The organism is Acinetobacter sp. 243_ASPC, assembly GCF_001054715.1.
Lineage (GTDB): Bacteria > Pseudomonadota > Gammaproteobacteria > Pseudomonadales > Moraxellaceae > Acinetobacter > Acinetobacter soli.
In genome coordinates this window covers 63,488-81,056 of record NZ_JVOR01000037.1, presented here as the reverse complement: position 1 = coordinate 81,056, position 17,569 = coordinate 63,488, and the positions used below count along the sequence as shown (strand labels likewise).

The 17,569-nt window shown below is 43.4% G+C and carries 16 protein-coding genes; 13 read left to right on the top strand and 3 right to left on the bottom strand.

The genetic code is table 11. The features are described 5' to 3' along the window. Positions 1 to 375 precede the first annotated feature (375 nt). The 11 genes from ADA42_RS03830 to nth all read left to right on the top strand — a co-directional run bounded on the left by ADA42_RS03830 (position 376) and on the right by nth (position 11,806). Positions 376 to 1,170, top strand: coding sequence for a ChbG/HpnK family deacetylase (locus tag ADA42_RS03830; RefSeq protein WP_048763663.1), 795 nt, complete (start codon positions 376 to 378; stop codon positions 1,168 to 1,170). Beyond that, positions 1,170 to 2,150 (top strand): glycosyltransferase family 2 protein, encoded by a 981-nt coding sequence (locus ADA42_RS03825; RefSeq protein ID WP_025095256.1) that lies wholly within the window; start codon positions 1,170 to 1,172, stop codon positions 2,148 to 2,150. Before ADA42_RS03830 ends, ADA42_RS03825 begins: the two co-directional genes overlap by 1 nt. Continuing rightward, positions 2,134 to 2,538 (top strand): GtrA family protein, encoded by a 405-nt coding sequence (locus ADA42_RS03820; RefSeq protein WP_048763661.1) that lies wholly within the window; start codon positions 2,134 to 2,136, stop codon positions 2,536 to 2,538. The genes ADA42_RS03825 and ADA42_RS03820 overlap by 17 nt, the downstream gene beginning before the upstream one ends. Positions 2,539 to 2,543: 5 nt before the next feature. Further along, a complete protein-coding gene (locus tag ADA42_RS03815) occupies positions 2,544 to 4,187 on the top strand; it encodes an ArnT family glycosyltransferase (RefSeq protein WP_048763660.1) in 1,644 nt (547 codons plus the stop codon). A 164-nt stretch (positions 4,188 to 4,351) separates the two neighbouring features. Then, a complete protein-coding gene (locus ADA42_RS03810; protein ID WP_048763658.1) occupies positions 4,352 to 5,017 on the top strand; it encodes a 5-formyltetrahydrofolate cyclo-ligase in 666 nt (221 codons plus the stop codon). 109 nt (positions 5,018 to 5,126) lie between these two features. Continuing rightward, complete coding sequence (gene lon / locus ADA42_RS03805; RefSeq protein ID WP_048763655.1) at positions 5,127 to 7,553, top strand: endopeptidase La; 2,427 nt, start codon at positions 5,127 to 5,129, stop codon at positions 7,551 to 7,553. Positions 7,554 to 7,870: 317 nt separating this feature from the next. Beyond that, positions 7,871 to 8,350 carry a 23S rRNA (pseudouridine(1915)-N(3))-methyltransferase RlmH gene (rlmH, locus tag ADA42_RS03800; RefSeq protein ID WP_004936183.1) on the top strand — a complete coding sequence of 160 codons (480 nt, stop codon included), beginning with the start codon at positions 7,871 to 7,873 and terminating at the stop codon, positions 8,348 to 8,350. 96 nt (positions 8,351 to 8,446) lie between these two features. After that, on the top strand, positions 8,447 to 9,223 hold the full coding sequence (locus ADA42_RS03795; RefSeq protein WP_048763653.1) for a dioxygenase: 777 nt from the start codon (positions 8,447 to 8,449) through the stop codon (positions 9,221 to 9,223). 171 nt (positions 9,224 to 9,394) lie between these two features. Beyond that, positions 9,395 to 10,159, top strand: a complete 765-nt coding sequence (locus ADA42_RS03790; RefSeq protein ID WP_048763652.1) for an META and DUF4377 domain-containing protein — start codon at positions 9,395 to 9,397, stop codon at positions 10,157 to 10,159. Positions 10,160 to 10,321: 162 nt separating this feature from the next. Further along, on the top strand, positions 10,322 to 11,119 hold the full coding sequence (locus ADA42_RS03785) for an RnfABCDGE type electron transport complex subunit B (protein ID WP_048763650.1): 798 nt from the start codon (positions 10,322 to 10,324) through the stop codon (positions 11,117 to 11,119). Then, positions 11,120 to 11,806, top strand: coding sequence for an endonuclease III (nth, locus tag ADA42_RS03780; RefSeq protein WP_048763648.1), 687 nt, complete (start codon positions 11,120 to 11,122; stop codon positions 11,804 to 11,806). Positions 11,807 to 12,092: 286 nt separating this feature from the next. Here nth and adk read toward each other — a convergent pair whose 3' ends face one another. From adk to ADA42_RS03765, 3 genes are all read right to left on the bottom strand, one after another. Continuing rightward, entirely contained in the window at positions 12,093 to 12,752 is a 660-nt protein-coding gene (adk, locus tag ADA42_RS03775; protein WP_004936171.1) for an adenylate kinase, read from the bottom strand. 79 nt (positions 12,753 to 12,831) lie between these two features. After that, positions 12,832 to 14,148 (bottom strand): hypothetical protein, encoded by a 1,317-nt coding sequence (locus ADA42_RS03770; RefSeq protein WP_004936167.1) that lies wholly within the window; start codon positions 14,146 to 14,148, stop codon positions 12,832 to 12,834. A 63-nt stretch (positions 14,149 to 14,211) separates the two neighbouring features. Beyond that, entirely contained in the window at positions 14,212 to 14,730 is a 519-nt protein-coding gene (locus ADA42_RS03765; protein ID WP_048763647.1) for a hypothetical protein, read from the bottom strand. A 237-nt stretch (positions 14,731 to 14,967) separates the two neighbouring features. Here ADA42_RS03765 and mrdA point away from each other — a divergent pair, with 237 nt between their 5' ends. Together mrdA and rsmD are read left to right on the top strand one after the other, a co-directional pair. After that, positions 14,968 to 17,001: a penicillin-binding protein 2 gene (mrdA, locus tag ADA42_RS03760; RefSeq protein WP_004946192.1), complete on the top strand. Its 2,034-nt coding sequence runs from the start codon at positions 14,968 to 14,970 to the stop codon at positions 16,999 to 17,001. Then, on the top strand, positions 17,001 to 17,549 hold the full coding sequence (rsmD, locus tag ADA42_RS03755; RefSeq protein WP_048763645.1) for a 16S rRNA (guanine(966)-N(2))-methyltransferase RsmD: 549 nt from the start codon (positions 17,001 to 17,003) through the stop codon (positions 17,547 to 17,549). The genes mrdA and rsmD overlap by 1 nt, the downstream gene beginning before the upstream one ends. The last annotated feature ends 20 nt before the right edge of the window (positions 17,550 to 17,569 follow it).

Below are 17,569 nucleotides of genomic sequence, written 5' to 3'. Positions count from 1 at the left end.
ATGACAGGCAGCGGCATCTTCGGAGGCATTTTTTTTTAAATCATTTAATTATAATTTTTTTACGTTTAATTCCTCTTTATTATTTTTCTTTATCATCGCAGCAATACCCAAATACAGGTTTTAAGCCCTTCCCTTTTGTATGTAGTCAATATCCCCTTAAATCATTCCTCAATTGAGCGCGACATGCTCGCTTAACAAGTAAATATTAATTTCAGCTTTAATATCAAATTAAATAACACTTCTCATTAGATTCTATAAACATTCAATTTTTTGCACTTAATTTAGGCTTAAGTCTTTGCCTCGATAGTCATCATTATACAAAACATGTCAGGTAACCATGCTGCACATGTTTGACCGTTAAGATGAGACGAAGCAATGGCTAAAGTGTGTTACTGTGCCGACGATTTTTCTATGCGTCCCGAAATTTCATCGGCGATTCTATCGTTGCTTGAAAAAGAGCGCATTCATGCCACCTCATGCATGACTCAATCACCCTCTTGGTTTCAAGATGCCAAAGTATTAACAAGTCTTGATACAACTGCCGAAATTGGATTACATCTAAATTTTACCCAAGACTTTGGCGTTCAGGACTATACCGAGCGATTACCGAAACTCATGCTCGGCGCATGGACCGGCCAGCTTTCACAAACTAAAGTTCGCGACAGCATTGCTCGTCAGTGGGAATTATTTTGCTCTGCGACAGGTCGAATGCCTGATTTTGTCGATGGGCACCAGCATGTACATCAGTTTCCCGTTATTCGTGAAGCTTTATTTAAATTTCTCAATCAACAGCAATTTAAAGGCTGGGTACGCAGTCTGCGCCACCCTGTTTTAACGCCAAATACGCGAATCAAAGTCACGCTACTCAAATTACTCGGTGCTACACGTTTTAGCGAGATGTGTCAGCATTACAATATTCACCAAAATTCTACCTTTGCCGGTATTTATAGTTTTGATGCCCAATCTTATGCGCTTTTAAACCAGCAGTGGCTTGCTCAAGCGCAAGATCAACTGTTGATCATGTGTCACCCTGCACTTTCCCACAGCCAGTCTAGTCATGACCCGATTCATGCTGCACGTGTACGCGAGTTTGAATACTTCGACTCAGCACAATTTCAGCAAGACTGCCGACATCACCATATCCAGCTTGGTCCATTAGGAGCAATCTAATGCACACTTCTCCTTTTTTGTCTTGTGTTGTTCCGGCTTATAACGAAGCAGAGAATCTAAAAACATTTATTCCCGCGCTGGCAAAATCGCTGGATCAGCAACAATTGCATTATGAAATTATTGTGGTCGATGACGGCAGTCAAGATGATACGCTTCACGTCTTACAATCTATGGTGGATCATTATCCACTGATTGTACTCGAACTGTCGCGCAATTTTGGTAAAGAAGCCGCATTGAGTGCAGGCTTAGATCGGGTGACTGGTGAAATTACTTTACTGATCGATGCCGATTTTCAGCATCCTCTAGATGCCATTCCGACCATGATTAATCTTTGGAAGAATGGCTACGATATGGTGTACGGCATTCGCAATCGAAGCAGTGAGTCTTGGTTAAAACGCATACTGACCAATCACTACTATAAAGTTTTAAATCTTAGCTCTCCAATCGATATTCCTGAAAATGCAGGTGACTTTCGATTGATGGACGCCAAGGTCGTCGATGCCATCCGCCGCTTACCAGAAAGAAATCGTTATATGAAAGGCTTGTATGCTTGGGTTGGATTTAAAAGTATTGGTATTCATTTTTCAGAACAAGAACGTCAGCATGGCACGTCGACCTTCAATGCCAAGTCATTATTTCGTCTTGCCATGTCTGGTTTGACCGGGTTTTCAGATCTTCCCCTTCGTTTGAGTATTTATTTGGGGGCTTTAATGGCGCTCATTGCCATGAGTTATGGTGGATGGATTCTGATTGAAACACTGGTCGAAGGCGTTCGTGTACCAGGCTGGGCAACACTGGTCATTGCACTCACCTTACTTGGTGGCATTCAGTTGTTATTTTTGGGAATTGTAGGCGAATACATCGCCCGTATTTATGCCGAAGTTAAAAACCGTCCACGCTATATTGTATCTGGCGAATTCTCGCAATTTAAGCATCCCCACACGTTACCCGAAATTAAACCGCATGCATCTGAACCCTAAAAATCAACATATCAGTGCGCAGTTTATTCGTTTTTGCCTCATTGGGCTGTGTGCTGCCGCCATTCATGTGACAGTCGTGATCATACTTGAAAAGACACGGCTTGCGCTTGCTTGGTCGAATTTGGCTGGCTTTGGCGTGGCTTTTTGGATGAGTTATTTTGGACATCGCTATTTTACCTTTGCGACTTCAAATGCCCAGCATCGCCAAATGATGTTTCGTTTCTTGATGGTCGCCTGTAGCGGATTTTTATTGAATGAAGCACTGGTACTTAGTCTGAAAGAAGCCTTTCACTTGCCCACCGCTTTCAGTGTATCGACAGCAATTGGTTTTAGCTCAGTCTTTACTTTTTTATTGAATCGAATTTTTGCCTTTCAGCCAGAAGGATAGCCAGTATGCCGTCATGGTTACGTACCTCACCGATCAAGCTCGGTTTAATTTCTGTTTGGCTATTTGTATGCGCCACGGTCCGCTTTTTATCAATCCCCGATGAAGGCCGTTATGCAGATATCAGCCGCCATATGTTTGAGTCTGGCGACTGGCTTGTTCCACGTTTAGATGGTCTGCCATTTATTCACAAACCCCCTATGCTGCACTGGTTGAGCAGTATTGCGATGCATATTTTTGGTGTGCATGTCTGGGTGGTGCGCTTGGTTCCTGTACTGGCGGCAAGCTTGCTTTTGATTGGAACCTACCTGTTTGTTCGTAAATATCTCTCTCAAAAAATTGCCGAACTGAGCATCTTGATGATGGCAACCAATTTGCTTTTCTTTGGGAGCAGTCAATACGTTAATCATGATTTACTGCTGGCAACAGGCATCACCTTATCGGTGTTTTGTCTGGTCGATTTTAGTTTGTGCAATCGAAAAGCCATGCTGTTCTTGGGGTACTTTTTTACCGCCTCTGCCTTTTTAACCAAAGGGCTGATCGGCATTTTAATTCCCGGAATGATTCTGCTTCCATGGCTGCTTTACACCCGGCAATATAAGCGTATCCCGGCGTTTTTTAATCCTTTTGCTTTGTTGTTTCTGGCGGCACTTACCCTACCGTGGCTGTATCAAATGCAGCAAATTTATCCAGATTTTTTGCATTACTTTTTTATCGATCAACAATTTAACCGTTTCCATTCTAATCAGTTCAACAACAAGCAATCGTGGTTTTTTTACTTGGTCATTTTACTGGTGAGCCTATTGCCATGGTTACTCACCTTAAGATGGACAGGCCTTCGCACCATGCTGCACCAACAGCGATTAAACCCGGTTGGGCAATTACTGATCTGGTGGTTGGTGTCTGTTGTCATCTTTTTTTCTATTCCACCGTCAAAACTTGCAGGCTATATTTTACCGGCACTCACACCACTGATTATCTTGTGTGCAGTAGCTTTTGAGAAATCAACTCTGAATACTCAACAACTGACCCGCATGCAAAAATACGCGCCAGCAGCTTTTGTTTGTTTGCTGGGATTTGTTCTGGCCGCTACGTTGTACTTCATTCCACTGGATTTTAATTTATCGAGTGTACAAAAGTGGCAAATTACCTTAATGGCAGCACTGCTGGTGTATTCTCCACTGTTATTTTTACAGCTACTCCATCGGCATAAACTCGAATATGCACATTATGTGGCTGCCTGCCTGATTGTGCTGTGTAGTGTAGTACCCTTCGCTACACGCATTTTTGATATTAAAAATAATCACGATCAAATCAATTTTACGGCGTACATTCATCCCAATACCAAAGTGGTGTTTTACGATCGTTACTACTACGACCTGCCTTTCTTACTCGACTTGAAACAGCCTGTATATGTGGTCACTGACTGGCAAAATAATGTATCGGATAATTACGCACAGGAACTCTCGGATGGTTTGCAATTTGAACCAGAACGTCGGGCTTACTTATGGACTAGAGCGCAATTAAATGGCGCAATTGACCGTAAAGCGCCGATGATTGTGATTAGCTCATCGCATGATAATTCACTTGAGCAACAAGCCAAACAGGTTATTCATAATCGAAATTTTGATGTGCTGATTTTTAATGAATGACATAACTAAAGGCACGCTTGATCAAAATGAATAAATACACGGGTCTGTTCACTCAGTGGCAGATCAAGTTTTAACGTACTTTAATTTTATGTAAGAGCCCGCTAAGCTATAAGCAATTATATGGCATGGCAAGCTGATCAAAACCTAAGCTCGGGATACATCCAATGACATCAGTTGTGCCTCACGCTACAGCACCACTTTCCGGTTCAGCACTACAGCAACTACGCCGACACATTGCCAAACAGCGTCGGCAAAGTTCACGCTTTGCACAGCAACGTGCAGCGCAACGTGTACTGGCTCAGTTTCGTTTTTTTCTTGATCGAACTCGTCAGTCTATTATGCGTGCAGGCATTTACCTAGATGCCTTTGGAGAAATTCGGACACAAGTGCTGATTCAAGAGTGTTTCAAGCGAAACATTAAGGTGTTTCTACCTAAAGTCTGCACCATGAATCAGCGACTGGTTTGGGTTGAAATTTCTAAGCATCAATATCAAAACCATCGTTTTACAAAGCATCGTTTAGGTATGTACGAACCTATGGCGACACGCGGCCAACCGATCTCCAAGCTTGATCTGGTGATAATGCCACTGGTGATTTGTGACACTACAGGCTCACGCGTGGGCATGGGTGGTGGGTTTTACGATAAAACATTATCCATCGCACCGAAGCGTCCAATCCGTCTCGGACTGGCACATGAGTTTCAGTATATTGCTGAAAATATTCAACGTGCACCGTGGGATCAATCACTTGATGCACTGGTTACACCCAAAAAATGCTATATTTTCAAACGCCCATTCAAAAAAACTATCAGCTTGATAAAAAAAATCTGAGCGATTTGCTCAATTTTTTGACATTTTCGATTGTCATGCCCTTGTAATTTTTAAAATACCCATCACTATAAAAACATGGCAACCTCGTTGTCACTCATTAGGAGTGCCCATGTCTGAAAATATTATGAATGTAGAAACCTTAGAGCCTCAGGTTCCAAGTGTATTACCGCTCTTAGCACTACGTGATGTGGTGGTGTATCCACACATGCAAATTGCGCTATTTGTAGGTCGTGAAAAATCGATCAATGCAGTTGATGTGGCTCGTAACAGTGACAATTTAGTATTTGTAGTTGCACAAAAGGATTCTCTCACAGAAGAAATTGATCACGACAACCTTTATCAATACGGTACCGTCGCGAAGATTGTGCAAGTTGTGAATCACGAAAATGATGAAAACTGTATCAAGGTTTTGATTGAAGGTTTATACCGTTCAAAACTCACAAAAATTATTGATGAAGACAGTTATTTGACTGCCGAACATCAATTGAGCCCAATGACGGTTGATAGCGATTCCGCGACTCAAGAAACGCGTTTGCAGGAATTACGTACTTTGTTTGCTCAATATGCTGAAGCAAAACTGCGTAATGCACGTGAACTTGTTGCGGCAGCAAATAAAATTGAAGATTTGCTGCAACTGATGTTTTTTGTGGCAACACGCGTGCCATTAAACATTGATGTAAAACAAAAGTTTCTCGAGCACAACGAATTTGAAGCACACTTGCAAGAGCTGACCAGCTACTTGGTACAACAATCTGCCGAGCAGCAAATTGAGCAGACCTTGCATGACAGCGTCAAACGCCAAATGGAAAAGAATCAGCGCGAATACTTTCTCAATGAAAAAATGAAAGTGATTCAACGCGAGCTTTCCGATATGAACGGCGGCGCAGAAGACGATGTTGCAGAAATTGAAAAACGTCTTGCTGAAGCAGATTTGCCTGAACATGTGCGTAAAAAAGCAGAAGCTGAGTTTCGTAAATTAAAAGCAATGCAGCCAGCTTCAAGTGAAGCAGCGGTAGTGCGTAATTATCTTGAAGTGATTCTAGATACGCCATGGAACACTGCAAGCAAAGTCAGCATTAACCTGAAAAAAGCGCAGGAAATTCTAGATGCAGACCACTATGGTCTTGATGATGTCAAAGACCGTATTGTCGAATATCTTGCTGTTCAATCGCGTGTGAAAAAGTTACGTGGCCCGATTTTGTGCTTGGTCGGCCCTCCAGGTGTGGGTAAAACCTCACTGGGTGAATCGATCGCAAAAGCGACAGGTCGCGAGTTTGTGCGTATGGCACTTGGTGGTGTACGTGACGAAGCCGAGATTCGCGGGCATCGTCGTACCTACATCGGTGCGATGCCAGGTAAAATCGTGCAGTCTCTAACCAAAGTGGGTGTAAAAAATCCATTGTTCTTACTCGATGAAATCGACAAGATGGCACAAGACTATCGTGGTGACCCTGCATCTGCCATGTTAGAAGTACTTGACCCATCACAGAACAATAAGTTCAACGATCATTATCTTGATCTTGACCTTGATCTGTCTGAAGTGATGTTTATCTGTACTGCAAACAGCATGAACATTCCAGAAGCGTTGTTAGACCGTATGGAAGTGATTCGTCTTCCGGGCTACACCGAAGAAGAGAAAGTTAATATTGCTGACCGTTACTTGGTTCCTAAAGCGATCAAAGATAACGGTTTACGTAGCAGTGAATTGACTGTTCATGAAGAAGCGATTCGTGACATTGTACGACGCTACACACGTGAAGCAGGTGTACGTAGCCTTGAGCGTGAAGTGTCTAAGATTGCACGTAAAGTGGTTAAAGAAGCGGTCAGCAAAAAGAGTAAAAATCTGCATATCGATGTGACTCAAGAAACGCTTCCAGAATATCTTGGTCCACACAAGTTTGACTTTGGTATTGCAGAAGAAGAGGCTCAGGTCGGTCGTGTAAACGGCTTGGCATGGACATCAGTCGGTGGCGAGTTACTCACCATTGAAGTTGCAGCCGTCAAAGGTAAAGGTAAATTCATTACAACAGGTTCGCTTGGTGATGTGATGAAAGAGTCGATTACTGCGGCCATGACGGTAGTGAGAACACGTGCAGACGAATTGGGTATTGAAGCCTCTCGCTTTGAAGAAACCGATGTTCACGTGCATTTGCCTGAAGGCGCTACACCAAAAGACGGTCCGTCTGCTGGTTTGGCACTGACTACCGCACTTGTATCGGCATTTACCGGTATTCCGATCCGTGCCGACATTGCCATGACAGGTGAAACATCTCTACGTGGGAATGCACTGCGTATTGGTGGTTTGAAAGAAAAACTGCTGGCTGCCCACCGTGGTGGTATCAAGTTAGTCTTTATTCCACAAGATAACGTGCGTGATTTGGCTGAAATACCAGACAATGTTAAAGAAGGTTTAGAAATCAGAGCAGTGAAAAGCATTGATGAAATCTTACCTTTAGCTTTGACAGAACAGCCTAAACCTTTGGTAAAAGCACCTATTGTGAAGCCTGTTGAAGAATCAAAAGCAGCACGTCACTAATTCCAGTTGGTTATAAAAAAGAGAGCTTCGGCTCTCTTTTTTTACATTATATAGGTTGAAAATTAACCAATAATACCCATAATAATCTTAAGGGTACTTATTATGATTGTTTCATTTTTCCAGTGTGGTCATCTGATTCTCCAGACAGGTGGCCCTTTTAACCGCAGTCCTTCACGCTTTTGGGCTGCGTTTTTTTACCTGAATTTCTTCGTGTTGTTTAGTGGCTAAACATTTGAATACGATCTGCACGGCGGGGCATGATCATTCGGGGCTTTATCGTTATACTGATACCGATGATTTCACCTGTGAGTATTGTAATGAAAATCCGTCTTCTCACCATTGGTCAAAAAATGCCAGCATGGGTACTCACGGGTTTTGAAGATTATTTCAAACGCATCCAACCGTTTGTTCAAACACAAGTGATTGAACTGCCTATGGCAAAACGGGGTAAAAATGACTCGCAGGCCGATATTTTAAAATACTGTCAACTCGAAGGTGAAAGTATTTTAAACGCCCTAAAACCAGGTGAAGTGCTGATTGCACTTGAAGTCGGCGGCCGTGAGTTAAGCACAGAAAAACTCGCCCTGACCATGAAGGGCTGGATGCAAGACGGACAGGATATTGCATTGGCCATTGGCGGGCCTGATGGTCTTTCCGATCAGGTTCGTCAGGCTGCTGCATGGCACTGGTCTTTGTCTAAGCTCACCATGCCACATCCACTGGTGCGTGTATTGCTGATCGAACAGCTATACAGGGCCATGAGCATTAATCACAATCATCCTTATCATCGGGCTTAATGCAGTTAAGTGTATGCCCCGATAAGTCGTTCAAATGAATCTGTTGCTGTACAGAGCAAACTGTGCAGCAGACTTGTCTACTAGGTACAGCATCATATGAATCCACAAACACTCCCTGGCTTGTTTATCTCCCACGGCTCTCCTATGCTGGCAGTCGACCCCGAACAAGTGGGGCCTGCCCTGCACCGGTTGAGCTTTAACTTGCCAAAACCGAAAGCAATTGTGGTGATGTCTGCGCACTGGGAAAGTCAGTCGCTTGAAGTCAGCACATCAACCCGCCCCCAAACATGGCACGATTTTCGTGGCTTTCCGGCTGAGTTGTATCGTATTCATTATCCTGCACCTGGTGCACCGGAATTGGCTGAAGATATATTAAAGCGTTTAGCCGATGCACATTTGACCGCGCATGCCAACAGCACACGGCCACGCGATCATGGGGTTTGGATGCCGCTCCTGCATATGTATCCAGAGGCAGATATACCTGTCATTGAAATTTCGCTGCCCATGCAACTCAATTCAGATGAAATTTATGCAGTTGGACAAGCACTAGCACCGCTGCGAGAACAACAAATTTTACTGATCGGATCGGGAAGCATCACTCATAATCTGGCCGAATTGCGCTGGCAAGGCAATCTGCAAAATATTCCAGAATGGGCATCTGGCTTTCGAAACCATGTGGTGAATAAGCTGACCCACCAAGATTATGATGCCATCTTAAACTGGCCAGACTTACCTCACATCGAGCGCAACCATCCTACCATCGAACATTTTGCACCCTTGTTTTTTGCCATGGGTACAGGGAATCGTTTCTCTATCGTTCACAGTAGTTTTTCGATGGGATCTTTAGGGATGGACATTTACCGTTTCGATTAATCACTTATAGATTTGAATTAGACTTAAGCAAAAATTAAAACTTTGTAAGTTTAGGTGCCTTCTATGTTGCAAAATAGATACATTTATTACACTTAAAGCCTAATAGATGTGTCTTTTTTTCTGCAATAAATTCGTTAGGATTTAGGCCTTAAATTGAAAGAATGTTGTTCCATGAAAATTAAATATTTAATTCTTGCTCTTTTGCCATTTTCACTTATGGCCTGCCAATCAATGAATCAAACCCAGCCTGTTTCTGTTGTACAAGAACAAAAAGCCGATGCCACTAAAACCTTAACTGCTTATACATGGTCGTTTCAACCTGAAGGTGCGCCACAGCCGATTATCTTAAGTTTTAGCGATCAGAACTTGAGTATTCATACAGGGTGTAACAACCAAGGTGGTACATGGAAGCTTAACGACCAGCAACTCGTGACTTCAGCGCTGGCTTCTACCATGAAAGCATGCGAGCCAGCACTGATGAAAAATGAGCAGTTTGCAGCTAACCTTCTTAGCGACAAAAGCACTCATTTCAAACTCGATACTCGCTCAATTGAACAGCCAAGTCTAATGTTAACCAATGCCGCAGGACAAACATTTGAGTTTAAAGGCAGCATGACACCGGAAACCAAATATCAGTCTCAGGGCGAAATCATTTTCTTGGAAATTGCACCTGAAACTAAATCGTGTACAGGTGTTGCACCGCAAACTTGTCTGCAAGTTCGCGAAATTAAATATGACGATAAAGGGATTAAAATCCAAGTTGATAAAGACTGGTCGTTATTTTATGACCAAATCGAGGGCTTTCAACATCGTGCAGATCAACGCGTAATTGTTCGTGTAAAACGCTATGAACGAAAAAATCCTGCGGCAGATCAATCTAAATATGTCTATATCCATGACATGACCGTTGAGCAAGAAATGGTGAAATCCAAATAAGCCAGCGGATGATTTAATCCAGACACTCAAAGGCCTGATCACTGCGATCAGGCCTTTTTTTGAATAATAAGTGTTACTGGATTACAGGATCATATAGCGACTTCTGTGCTAAAATGCCGGGCTTAAGCTGACGTTCCTTTTTGTACTGAATATTTTTCTCTTATGACCAATAACGCTTTTGCACTTTTACGCGAAATAGACCGTATTTTGCCGCAAACTCAATGTGGTTTGTGCGGACATCGAGATGGATGTCTGCCTTATGCAAAGGCCATTTTAGAAGGTGAAGCGGCAAATAAATGTATTCCGGGCGGTCAACCTGTTACAGATGCTCTTGCAGCTCGACTCAATCGCCCACCACTGCCTGCAGAAAAAAGTGTCTGGCCAATTCAATCCGATGGGCGCCCGCAGCGTATGAAAGCAATCATTCGTGAGGATGAATGCATTGGATGTACCAAGTGCATCAGTGCCTGTCCGGTCGATGCGATTATTGGCAGCGGCAAGCTGATGCATACTGTTTTGACGGATCTGTGTACAGGATGCGAGCTTTGTATCCCACCTTGTCCTGTCGATTGTATCGAGCTGGTTGAAGATACTGCGCCGCTTCCTACTGCTTTGCAACAAGAACAGGAACAACAGCAACTTCGACAACGTTATTATGCGCACATTCAACGTGAAGAACGCCGCCGTATCGACCGCAAAGGCCCGATTGTTCGTGCAGAAATTGACACCGAATTGTTTTCTCAATTTTCGCAGTGGATAGATGAACTGCCTTCAATTGAACGTATTGAAGCTGCAGCTAAAACAGTCACAAAACAGGATGCATCTATTACGATTGAACTTGCAAAGCTTCGCACCCAAATTAAAAAACTGGAAAAGCAATTAAGCGTTCGAGCAGATGCAAAGAAACAGCAGCAACTTGAGCAATTGCAACAACAACTGAATCTGCTTCAGGGGAATTAAATGCCAGTTAAAAACATGACCAAAAAACAGATCCAGACGTTTTTTGAGCGCCTTAGAGCACAGCGCCCTCACCCACAAACTGAGTTAAATTACAGTAATGCATTTGAATTACTGATTGCGGTCATGCTTTCGGCTCAGGCCACCGATGTAAGTGTAAACAAAGCCACAGACAAACTGTTTCCGGTGGCCAATTCTGCCGCACAAATTTATGCCTTGGGTGTTGAAGGCTTAAAAACTTATATAAAAACCATTGGCTTATATAATGCCAAAGCTGAAAATGTGATTAAAACCTGTCAAATCTTAATTGAAAAACATCAAGGCGAGGTTCCTCAAACCCGAGCAGAGCTTGAGGCACTTCCAGGTGTAGGACGCAAAACCGCAAATGTGGTGTTAAATACCGCATTTGGGCAGCCCACCATGGCAGTCGATACACATATTTTTCGTTTAGGAAACCGCACAGGCTTAGCCGTGGGCAAAAATGTGCTTGAAGTAGAACATCGTCTAATTAAAGTTATTCCAAAAGAATTTATTACCGATGCGCATCACTGGCTAATTTTGCACGGACGATATTGCTGTGTGGCCAGAAAGCCAAAATGCGCAGAATGTGTAGTATCCGATGTATGTAACTGGCCAGAACGTTATGCTTATGGTGCAGAGCGCGCTGTGACCATTCAAGCAACACCTTAATTTTTTTCAAAATAAAAGTGTTTACATGAGCGATGCACTCACTTTTTTTGTTTGAGCTTTGGGTGCAGTATTTTGCGCTTGTTCTGCTGATTTAAACGTTTTTCTGCAAGCTCTTGTTTTTGCACTTGACGTAGCATTTTCTGGCTTTGATAGAGCAGAAACAACAAAACCAATAGACTTATCACCACCAAAAAGATTAATGCGATCTTTAGCAAACAGATATCCTCAAAAAAGAAAAGAGCCCTGAATGCTCAGGACTCTCTTATATTAGCAAAAACCAAACGAATTATTTAGTTTTGTCTAAAATAGCAAATAGATCTTTTTGTACAACATCGATTGTACGTAAGCCATCAAGCTTGTCATAGGTTGGTGCATTTTCGCCAGATGCCGCACGACCTTGATAGAAGCCAACCAATTGCTCAGTTTCGCTGTGATAAGAGCCAAGGCGCTTCCGAATGGTTTCTTCTAGATCGTCTGGACGCTGTACCAGTTCTTCACCTGTTACATCGTCTTTACCTTCTACTTTTGGTGGATTGTATTCGATGTGGTAAACACGACCAGATGCTGGATGCTGACGACGGCCAGAAAGACGTTTTACGATTTCTTCGTCTGGTACCGCAATTTCAATCACGTGATCAATTGTGATCCCTTCTTTTTCCAGTGCTTCAGCTTGTGGAATAGTGCGTGGGAAACCATCAAAAATACAACCATTTGAACAGTCAGGTTGCGCGATACGCTCTTTTACCAAACCGATGATCAGTTCATCTGATACCAGACCACCAGACTCCATTACACTTTTGGCTTTTAGACCAAGTTCAGTTCCTTCACGAATTGCAGCACGGAGCATATCACCGGTTGAAATTTGTGGGATATCATAGCGCTTACAGATCAACTGAGCCTGAGTACCTTTACCTGCTCCAGGTGGTCCGAGTAAAATAATGCGCATAAGAAAGCATCCTCATTAAAAACAATCATCACGATGCTCTGGAGTATGACACCTCGTGTCACATCTACCAGCATCTAAATTATAAGAAAGCGACAAACAAATGTATTAAACCTGCAAAAAATCCGGTGACCCCACCAAGCACAATCAGTATCCACTCATCCTCTTGGAATGCCGGACGTAGAAGGTTTTGAAACTCTTTTGGAGTTAACTCACGAATACGGTCTTTAAACATCTGAAATATTTTTTGTGCACGGCTCGCATTGAACGCAGGGTCGCATACAGGCACCATCGTAATTTCAATTGAGCGATCAATCAAGTCTGTCTTGAGTTTAGCATATTCGCGTGGCCCTAAGGAGAGTTGAAGTGAGGTTCTTACCAATGGAGTTTCCATTATTTCATTGATATGGCGTTTAACTATACGACGGGTCTTGTCTTTTTTACTGCCATACATCATTTCAGTCATGATCGACTTCAAGGTAATCAGATCTTCAGTGACGACACTTGCAAATACATCCGATACTTCTTCTTGACGCTTCATAAAAGCGCCTTGAACATTATAAGTTCCCATCCGCGGCACGACAGGCACCACCCACGGAAATTTACGATCTTGTGTTAAGCGGAAAAACTGTGGATAACGGACATAGTGTGGCTCGACTGGATTAAACACCATCCAGATTGCAATCCAGTTGGTGAGAAAGCCCCAGATAGCCGCCCAGAAAGGCACTGTCCAGTGCCATGGCACCAAAAACCAGACCAGCATTTGAAACACACCAAAAAACATTCCAATTAGTGCACTGATATGCCAGATAAAGTTAATTTCCTTCTGACCTACTTTTAAAAACATTCTCACCATTAAACGACGATCGCCTTCCATTTGGCTGACGACCATTTCACGCATATTCACCAGTGACTCTACATTTAAAGTCAACTCTGTAACCAATTCTCGGAGTACACCGGGTAACTGCTTATGCGCTTGAGCATAAATTCTACGTTTAATCGAATAAGGTAAGTTTTCCCAAAGCACGGCATTTCGGTCAATCATGACTTCATCAATCAGGTGCTCAAGTTCAAAGCCGACTTGCTCACCAATAATTCTGGCCATATCTTCTGGGTCCATGGCCTCTAGAAACTCACGCAACGAACCCAATTTTGAAAGCGTGTTGTCGGTAATGATGCCAGAAATACGACCCGCTTTTCGTGGCACAATTCCTTGCCAGCCCACGGGTAACGGACCTAGATGAAATCCCCAGAAGTTAATTGGATAAAAGACCATCTTTAAAGCCATCCACACATGTGCCCATGTCACAAATGCAGTCACCGGGATGATACTCATCACCGCCAAATGATCAGGTCGATTTAAAAAGGTTTGCCACAAATCACTGATGAAATCTAACATCCATTACTCTCGTATTTCTTTATTACTTGATGGGTGTATTTATGATGAAGAAATCTCGGCACTTTAAAGACCAAAACTTAGCGTATAAGCAAACTGTAATTGAGGTTTGGTATCAACTACGGTAGACCCATCTGTATTTTTTAACGCTTCTGCGGCACCAATGCCAACACTAAAGGTACTGATTCGATCTTTATTTAACCAAACATACGCCAAATCGACGCCACCACCCAATCGTGAGGTGTAATCATTGTCGACTCGGCGACTTTCTAGCGTACCAGCATATACACCTAAGTAGTATCCATTTTGATTTTTGCCTGTGAGATAATATGGATAACGAAAGCCGACTTGCCCGCCAAAGGTATGATCGCCATTGAGATAGGCGCCTGCTTTTAAATAAGTAATGCCATAAGGATTGACCCATTCGCCATTCACATGTGCCAGTTGCTGGGTGACTCCCAAGCCGACATTGAACGGACTAACATCTTTGCCTTGCAACTTTGCTTCAGGCAAATAATCCTGAATACTTGCACATGTCACCGAACTAAAGGTTAAGAGAGCAAGAAAGGAATATATTTTTTTCATTATTTTCTCCGTGTTTCTCCAAACATCTTCAATTTAGAGCATTCCTTTAACTGTTTTGTGACTTTAACAGAAATAGTTTCGTTCTTATATACAGCACCTTACAATTTTGATGGCGCAAATGTCAAAAAACTGATCTCGATTGTGGTTGAATACTTAAAATTTATCTCTGTTTTATAAGCGTGATAGGGTAAACTTTACGGCTATTTATTTGTGTCGTTCAAGTTAAAGTCTATTGGTATGAAGCAGCACTTTCCGTTAAAAGATAACCAGCAAGAAAAGCGTCTGTATCGAGGGCGAATCTTTTTTGCAATTGGCTTGGTGTGTTGCTGCTTACTGGTGTTGATGAGCCGTTATGCCTATTTGCAAATTGTGCATTTTGATGAGTTCTCTACAGCCTCTGACAAAAACCGGATTCGACTGCAACCTCTTCCTCCTGCTCGGGGTTACATTTACGACCGAAACGGCGTGTTACTGGCCGATAATTATCCGGTCTTTACGGCAACCATGAGCCGCGCAGATGTTGAAGATATCGATGGTACACTCGAACGACTCACGCCTATTCTTACCCTTACACAAGAAGATATTGATCGTTTTAAAACGCGAATTAAAACAGCACGTAAAACTGAGCGCGTATCGATTAAACTCAATCTGACCGAAGCAGATATTGCCAAGTTTAGTGAACAGAAATATAACTTTCCGGGTGTAAAAATCGAGACACAGATGACCCGCTATTATCCGCACGGGGATCTGTTTGCACATGTGATTGGTTACGTGGGGCGCATCAATGAAAAAGAGCTTCAAACGCTCAATAAAGACACCTACGCTGGAACCAACCTGATTGGCAAGATCGGAGTAGAAAAAACCTACGAAGACTTGTTACACGGAACACCGGGATACGAGTCAGTCGAGGCCGATGCCCACAGCAATATCTTGCGTCATCTTGGGCGTAAAGAACCGGTACGAGGTAACGACCTTTACCTTTCAATCGATTACGGCTTGCAAGTGGTGGCTGCCGAACAACTGGTCGGTCGTCGTGGTGCAATCGTGGCGATGGATCCGCGTACAGGTGAAATTCTGGCGCTGGTATCTAGCCCAAGCTTTAATCCAAATTTATTTGTAACAGGGATTAGTCATGTGGACTACAGTGCCCTGCGAGACAATCTCGACCAGCCACTGTATAACCGTGCCTTACAAGGGGTCTATCCACCGGGTTCAACCATTAAACCAATGGAAGGATTGGGCGGCATTCATTACGGCACTGTAGACTGGTCGACCAGTATCTATGATCCGGGTTATTTCCATCTTCCAGGGGATTCTCATAAGTTCCGTGACTGGAAAAAAGGCGGTCATGGAATGGTGAATTTGCATAAATCGATTATCGATTCCTGCGATACCTATTTCTATGTATTGTCGTATCAGATGGGAATCGACAAAATGAATGCCTGGATGCGTCAATTTGGTTTTGGTCAAAAAACAGGGGTTGATTTACCGAGTGAGAGTGAAGGCCTGTACCCAAATCCAGAGTGGAAAATGCGCACGCGTAAATCGAAATGGCTCAAAGGCGAAACGATTTCTGTGAGTATTGGTCAGGGTGCATTTACTGCAACACCACTCCAGCTTGCAATGGCCACATCAATTATGGCCAACCACGGTGCCCATGTGACACCGCATGTACTTCGTTCTGCACATGGCGCCAAACCCTTTAAGGTACACAATGCACCGGACGGTAAAATCCAGTTTAATGGCACAGAACAGGACTGGGTCAATATGCGCGATGCCATGATTGATGTGATTCAAAGTGGTACAGGTCGCGGTATTCGTACACCAATGTATCAAATTGCAGGCAAAACAGGGACAGCTCAGGTTAAAAGTATTGCGCAAGGCAAACGCTACAACGAGTCAATTTTGTCTGAGCGCCAACTCGACCATGGTCTATTTGTTGGATTCGCACCTGCTGAAACCCCTGAAATTGCGGTGGCTGTGGTGTGGGAAAATGGTCGACATGGTGGATCGGCAGCTCAGCTTTCGCGCCCATTATTTGACTATTGGCTACTGACCCGCAAGAAAAATCCAATCCGACCAGCCAATCATCAACTGAGTGGCGGCTTGATGACAGCCGGTATTAAGCCGGGCGAGCTTCCTAGCGGTGCTTTACTTGAAGCAGATCCAAATGCCGTGTCAAATCGCAATAAACCACAGCAGAAACCAAACACTGCTGCCTCTTCGGTCAGTGCCGTATCTGCACCTGCCTCAGCAGAGATCTCAGAATAATGAAAAATCAGTTACGTATTATTGGTGGGCAGTGGAAACGTCGACAGCTTCCATTTGCCAGTGTCGAGGGTTTACGCCCCACCCCAGATCGTGTTCGTGAAACATTATTTAACTGGCTCATGTGGGATATTCAAAATGCGGCCGTGCTCGATGTTTGTACGGGTTCTGGCGCACTGGGCTTTGAGGCTTTGTCGCGTGGAGCAGCTTCGGTACTGATGATCGAGCCAGAAACGCTACAGGCCAAAATTCTCAAGCAGAATATCCAGTTACTTGAGGCAAAAAATTGCGACTTAAAAGTTGCCACCGCACAGCAGGTTTTACCTAGACTGAATCAACAGTTTGATGTGATCTTTCTAGATCCGCCTTACAGCCTAGATTTATGGACAGAATTAGCTATTTTGCTTGATCCTCTGACCCGTGAAAATGCCTATATTTATGTCGAAGCAGATCGGGAGTTGACTCAGTTGCAACTTCCCAACACATGGCAATTGCTTAAATCGAGCAAAGCCGGAACAGTGCGCGCAGGGCTTTATCAGAAAAAATTATAGCGATGATTCGCCCGACAATG

Coding starts and splice junctions, on each gene's coding strand:
- ADA42_RS03830 (WP_048763663.1), top strand. CDS start 376: ATGGCTAAAGTGTGTTACTGTGCCGACGATTTTTCTATGCGTCCCGAA.
- ADA42_RS03825 (WP_025095256.1), top strand. CDS start 1,170: ATGCACACTTCTCCTTTTTTGTCTTGTGTTGTTCCGGCTTATAACGAA.
- ADA42_RS03820 (WP_048763661.1), top strand. CDS start 2,134: ATGCATCTGAACCCTAAAAATCAACATATCAGTGCGCAGTTTATTCGT.
- ADA42_RS03815 (WP_048763660.1), top strand. CDS start 2,544: ATGCCGTCATGGTTACGTACCTCACCGATCAAGCTCGGTTTAATTTCT.
- ADA42_RS03810 (WP_048763658.1), top strand. CDS start 4,352: ATGACATCAGTTGTGCCTCACGCTACAGCACCACTTTCCGGTTCAGCA.
- lon (WP_048763655.1), top strand. CDS start 5,127: ATGTCTGAAAATATTATGAATGTAGAAACCTTAGAGCCTCAGGTTCCA.
- rlmH (WP_004936183.1), top strand. CDS start 7,871: ATGAAAATCCGTCTTCTCACCATTGGTCAAAAAATGCCAGCATGGGTA.
- ADA42_RS03795 (WP_048763653.1), top strand. CDS start 8,447: ATGAATCCACAAACACTCCCTGGCTTGTTTATCTCCCACGGCTCTCCT.
- ADA42_RS03790 (WP_048763652.1), top strand. CDS start 9,395: ATGAAAATTAAATATTTAATTCTTGCTCTTTTGCCATTTTCACTTATG.
- ADA42_RS03785 (WP_048763650.1), top strand. CDS start 10,322: ATGACCAATAACGCTTTTGCACTTTTACGCGAAATAGACCGTATTTTG.
- nth (WP_048763648.1), top strand. CDS start 11,120: ATGCCAGTTAAAAACATGACCAAAAAACAGATCCAGACGTTTTTTGAG.
- adk (WP_004936171.1), bottom strand. CDS start 12,752: ATGCGCATTATTTTACTCGGACCACCTGGAGCAGGTAAAGGTACTCAG.
- ADA42_RS03770 (WP_004936167.1), bottom strand. CDS start 14,148: ATGTTAGATTTCATCAGTGATTTGTGGCAAACCTTTTTAAATCGACCT.
- ADA42_RS03765 (WP_048763647.1), bottom strand. CDS start 14,730: ATGAAAAAAATATATTCCTTTCTTGCTCTCTTAACCTTTAGTTCGGTG.
- mrdA (WP_004946192.1), top strand. CDS start 14,968: ATGAAGCAGCACTTTCCGTTAAAAGATAACCAGCAAGAAAAGCGTCTG.
- rsmD (WP_048763645.1), top strand. CDS start 17,001: ATGAAAAATCAGTTACGTATTATTGGTGGGCAGTGGAAACGTCGACAG.